The organism is Streptomyces sp. CO7 (genome assembly GCF_053474865.1).
On the sequence record NZ_JBRIOU010000002.1, the window covers coordinates 131,814 to 134,068 of the forward strand.

Here is a 2,255-nt window from a genome sequence, read left to right on the forward strand (position 1 = left end):
GCCCCGGTCCGCGCACGACGGCGGAGCCGGACCCCGCCCCACGACCGCCCCAGACGTACCGACAGGACGCGAGGACACCGTGACGGACCTGCACCAGACCGAGCTGCACCAAGAGCTGCTGGAGATCGCCCGGGAGGCGGCCCGCCGGGCCGGCGAGCTGCTGCGGGACGGCCGCCCCGACGACCTCGAGGTGGCCGCCACCAAGTCGAGCCCCATCGACGTGGTGACCGAGATGGACATCGCCGCCGAGAAGCTGATCGTCGACCTGATAGCGGCACGCCGCCCCGGTGACGGGTTCCTCGGCGAGGAAGGCGCCTCCTCGGCCGGCACCAGCGGGGTGCGCTGGGTGGTCGACCCGCTCGACGGCACCGTGAACTACCTGTACGGCCTGCCGTCCTGGTCGGTCTCGATCGCCGCCGAGGTGGACGGCGAGGCGGTGGCCGGGGTGGTCGAGATCCCCATGCGGGGCGAGACCTTCCACGCCGTCTCCGGCGGCGGGGCCTGGGTGACCGGGCCGTCCTGGGAGGGGGAGCGGCGGCTGGCCGTGCGGCCGTCGCCGCCCCTGGAACAGGCGCTGATCGCCACCGGCTTCAACTACGTCACCACCGTGCGCGCCCACCAGGCGGAGGTGGCGCGGGAGCTGCTGCCGCTGGTGCGCGACATCCGCCGCGGCGGCTCGGCCGCCGTCGACCTGTGCGACCTGGCCGCGGGGCGCCTCGACGGCTACTACGAGCGGGGCCTGCACCCCTGGGACCGGGCGGCCGGGGACCTGATCGCCCGCGAGGCGGGCGCCGTCACCGGCGGACGGGCCGGCGAGCGCCCCGGTGACGACCTCACCGTCGCCGCGACGCAAGGGGTCTTCGGACCCCTTCAGGGGCTGCTGGAGCGGCTCGGCGCCTGGCACGACTGACCGTGTGACGCTTTTCACCGTGCCCCGGGAGACCCTCCTCCCGGGACGCGGTGCAGGCCACGACCTGCGGAGGCGGCACGGCATGTCGGCACGGTGAACGTCTGGCCTATGCCAGATTTCCTTGCCGCCCAAGGTTTCCGTCAGGTGACGCGTGGGGAGGACGGTTTCAACCCCGCGATCACGCTCCGCACGTGCCGTACCACCAAGCGGCACGGCACGGGCGTCCGGCTTCCCCTTTCCCCGGAGGCGCAAGCCGGACACACCGCCCGGCGTGATCGTCCCTTCCCGACCCACGACCCAGGACGAGGGGGCGCCGCATGGACGCATTCACCGCAGGGCTTCTCCAGCGCATAAGGGCTGCCGAGTCGCACCTCACGCAGGCGCGCGACGAGGGCGACGAGTTCGCCGCCGAGGTGGAGCAGGGAGAACTGGACGACCTGCGCCGTCTGGCCGCCGAGCACGGTGTGGAGGTCGGCGCCGCGAGCGTCTGACACCGACCCCACAGGTCCGGCACCGCTGAACGGGCCCCGGCACCCGCCGGGGCCCGTTCGGCGTGTCCGGGGGCGGACGCCGGCGCGTCCGGCCCGTCCGGGCGCTTCGTCGCCTTACGGCCGACTTACCGGCACAAGAGGCAGGATGGAGGCTTCTCCCACCGGTATGTCAGGCCGGTGGAACGTCAGGAAGGAAGGCCGACGTGCGCGTACTCGTCGTCGAGGACGAGCAGCTGCTCGCGGACGCGGTGGCCACCGGTCTGCGCCGCGAGGCGATGGCCGTCGACGTCGTGTACGACGGCGCCGCCGCCCTCGAGCGGATCGGTGTCAACGACTACGACGTGGTCGTCCTCGACCGGGACCTGCCGATGGTGCACGGCGACGACGTGTGCCGCCGGATCGTCGAGCTGGGCGAACCCACCCGGGTGCTGATGCTCACCGCCTCCGGCGACGTCAGCGACCGTGTGGAGGGCCTGGAGCTGGGGGCGGACGACTACCTGCCCAAGCCCTTCGCGTTCAGCGAGCTGATCGCCCGCGTGCGGGCCCTGGGGCGGCGCACCAGCATGCCGCTGCCGCCGGTCCTGGAGCGGGCCGGCATCCGGCTCGACCCGAACCGGCGCGAGGTGCACCGGGACGGCCGGCAGATCCACCTGGCCCCCAAGGAGTTCGCGGTGCTCGAAGTGCTGATGCGCAGCGAGGGCGCCGTGGTGTCGGCGGAGCAGCTGCTGGAGAAGGCCTGGGACGAGAACACCGACCCGTTCACCAACGTGGTGCGGGTGACGGTGATGACCCTGCGCCGCAAGCTGGGCGAGCCACCGGTGATCATCACCGTGCCGGGCTCCGGATACCGGGTC

At 73.2% G+C, this 2,255-nt stretch carries 3 protein-coding genes; all 3 read left to right on the forward strand.

Features of this window, described 5'->3' with window-relative positions; genetic code table 11:
* Positions 1 to 88 precede the first annotated feature (88 nt).
* Entirely contained in the window at positions 89 to 910 is an 822-nt protein-coding gene (locus tag ACOV8S_RS02485; protein ID WP_448317326.1) for an inositol monophosphatase family protein, read from the forward strand.
* Between the two features lie 317 nt (positions 911 to 1,227).
* A complete protein-coding gene (locus ACOV8S_RS02490; protein WP_170145025.1) occupies positions 1,228 to 1,401 on the forward strand; it encodes a hypothetical protein in 174 nt (57 codons plus the stop codon).
* 203 nt (positions 1,402 to 1,604) lie between these two features.
* The coding region (locus ACOV8S_RS02495) for a response regulator transcription factor (protein ID WP_448315861.1) at positions 1,605 to 2,255 on the forward strand (651 nt) is incomplete at its 3' end.

What these genes read in the sequence shown, in the direction of transcription:
- ACOV8S_RS02490 (WP_170145025.1), top strand. Translation starts at nt 1,228, where the DNA reads ATGGACGCATTCACCGCAGGGCTTCTCCAGCGCATAAGGGCTGCCGAG.